Here is a 2,692-nt window from a genome sequence, read left to right as displayed (position 1 = left end):
GTTTAGGTCTATGTAATCTTTGAATTCTTCACCAAAACCAAAAGTACCACTTGCAGCAATTACTGGATTTTTAAATTCAACGCCTCCTATATTTACTTTTAAGCTCATTTAAATATCCTTTCTGCATCAAAAACTGGACCGTCTTTACAAACTCTAATGAAATCACCATTCCTATCTTCAACAGTACATCCCAGGCAAGCCCCGATTCCACATCCCATATGGGCTTCCATAGATATCTGAATCTTTGCTTTTGTATTTTTCTCGCAAAGAGCCTTTAACATAGGATTTGGTCCACAAGCATAAATTAAATCGTATTCATCAGGATTTAATTTTTCTAAAATGAATTTTCCTTCTTTTTTTTCAGAACTAGTAACAAGCTTATTTACATATGGTTTAAATTCTTCAACAAAATAAGGATCATCAGCAAAACCACCATAAAAATCAGCCTTAGTATCTAGGTTTTTAGCCAATTCTAAAAGTGGAGCGATACCTATACCACCAGCTACAATAGCAATTTTTTTATTATTTGTTTTTTCAAAGCCCTTCCCAAGAGGACCTAGGACTGAAACTCCATCACCTTCTTTGAGATCAGCAATTAGCCTTGTACCCTTGCCGACAACTTGAACTAAAAAAACTAACTTTCCATCTATTTGTTCACAAACACCAAAAGGTCTAGCAAGGATTGGGTCTTGCCTAAAGGAATCTGCCCTTAGCATAAAAAACTGACCTGGCTTAGCATTTAAGTTAATTCCTAGACTAATCTTAAGGATTCCCGGAGTTATTTCAATATTTTCTAAAACTTTACACGGTCTATAAGCTTGCATTTTTTGCTATTTCCTTATAAGTTTCTATCGTTTTTTCTCTAGCATATTTGCCAACATTTTCTGCCCCATCATCAAAATTCATCCAATTTTTTAAAATAGCACGAGATGAGTTTACAACACCAGCATTTAAGTTAATCATGAGATTATAAACATTCAAACTATCAGCGGCTTGGGCCCCAAAACCTGGTATTAGGAAAAACATCTTATCATATCTTTTTCTAATTTTTTCTACTTCTTCGCTATGTGTTGCACCAACAACAAGGCCAACAGGACCGAAACCAGATTCACCAATATAATTCTCATTAACTTCTTTAAGCTTATCACCAATTGTATAGAAAAGTTCTTCACCCTTTGTTTCTAGGATTTCAAAGTCATTGGCACCTGGATTTGAAGTTCTTAAAAGAACAAAAACTCCTTTTTTTCCTGATTCCAAATAAGGTAGATATGGTGAAATTGAATCCATGCCCATATATGGGTTTAAGGTCATGAAATCAACCTCAAAGTCCCCTTCAAAGTGAGCTTTGGCATACATGGTTGCAGATGCGGCAATATCACTTCTTTTAACATCTCCAATTGTTAACAAATCTAGACTTCTTAAATAATCTAAGGTGTTTTTATAGGCAAGCATGCCTTCAAGTCCATAAGACTCGTAATAAGCTATTTGCAACTTATAAATAGCACAAACATCCTTAGTCGCATCAATAATTTCCTTGTTATAGGTAAAAATAGCTTCGTGAATTGCTTTGCCTTCCTTCATAGATTCAGGAATATAATCCATGGAAGTGTCAAGACCTACACAAACAAAGCCTAATTTCTCGACTCTATCATATAATTTATCTATTATTTTCATATTTTAATACTCCTTTCCTATAAACTCTTTCAATTGACCCATAAAGTGTTTTTCCTATCATTAAAGAATTTTTAGACTTAGAAAGAATATCTTCTTCCTTATATTCATAAGATTTATCAAGATCAACTAAGGTAAAATCAGCAAGGTATCCAGGCTCCAGTTTACCTTTTTTAATATTTAAAAGTTCTGATGGTCTTGTAGACATAATCCTAACTAATTGATTTAAAGAAATGATTCCAGATTTAACCAAAACTTCGTAGCAGGTAGAAAATGCAGTCTCAATTCCTATAAAACCTGGTGATCCTTTTTTCTTTTCCTCGGCAGAATGCGGAGCGTGGTCAGTTGAAATTGCATCAACATAGCCTTCCTTAATCATCTTTAGCAAAAACTGCCTATCTTCTTCCCTTCTAATTGGAGGATTTACCTTCATTTCTTCCCTAGTTTTTTCAGAAAAATATAGGTGGTGAGGAGTAACTTCACAGGTGATTTTTGCTCCTAAATCTTTAAAATATTTAATAGCAGTCATAGCTCCCTTTGTAGAAACATGAGAAAAATGAACTGGCATATCAAGTTTATAGGCATAGTAACAATCACGAAGAGTCATAGCATCTTCTGCCACTTCATAATCTATAGCAGATACTTTGGCAACTTCCTCGTGGAGGGTCATGTTTATTCCAAGTTCTTTTGCCTTAACCATAGCCAAATACATTATAGCATCGTCATCAACACCGTGACCATCATCTGAAATAAACTTTACAGATTCTGGCAAAGTATCCAAGTGGTCTAGGGTTTTTCCATCAAAATTTTTTGTTATAGTATAAACTTGATCAATTCCAATTAGGTCTAAATCTTTTCCCCTTTTCATTATATCTTCGTATATTTCAGGGCTAGATACGGTTGGTTTGGTATTTCCCATCAATAGTACATTGGTAAAACCACCCTTAAGAGCAGCATGGGAACCAGTTTCTAAATCTTCCTTGTAGGTAAAACCCGGGTCCCTAAAATGTACGTGCATATC

The 2,692-nt window shown here is 34.6% G+C and carries 3 protein-coding genes and 1 pseudogene; all 4 read right to left on the bottom strand.

All coding sequences use genetic code 11. From position 1 onward, the window contains the following. A pseudogene (locus tag RQ907_RS08380) lies at nt 1-108 on the bottom strand (dihydroorotate dehydrogenase); the annotation flags it as partial. After that, complete coding sequence (locus RQ907_RS08375; RefSeq protein ID WP_311492915.1) at nt 105-824, bottom strand: dihydroorotate dehydrogenase electron transfer subunit; 720 nt, start codon at nt 822-824, stop codon at nt 105-107. The gene RQ907_RS08375 and the pseudogene RQ907_RS08380, both read right to left, overlap by 4 nt. Then, nucleotides 811-1,674, bottom strand: coding sequence for an orotidine-5'-phosphate decarboxylase (pyrF, locus tag RQ907_RS08370; protein ID WP_311492914.1), 864 nt, complete (start codon nt 1,672-1,674; stop codon nt 811-813). The genes RQ907_RS08375 and pyrF overlap by 14 nt, the downstream gene beginning before the upstream one ends. Then, the coding region (locus RQ907_RS08365; RefSeq protein ID WP_311492913.1) for a dihydroorotase at nt 1,658-2,692 on the bottom strand (1,035 nt) is incomplete at its 5' end. The genes RQ907_RS08365 and pyrF, both read right to left, overlap by 17 nt.

Origin of the sequence: uncultured Anaerococcus sp. (assembly GCF_963510575.1) — a bacterium.
GTDB lineage: Bacteria > Bacillota > Clostridia > Tissierellales > Peptoniphilaceae > Anaerococcus.
Note: the sequence above shows the minus strand (reverse complement) of the source record. Positions and strands in the feature narration are given on the sequence as shown.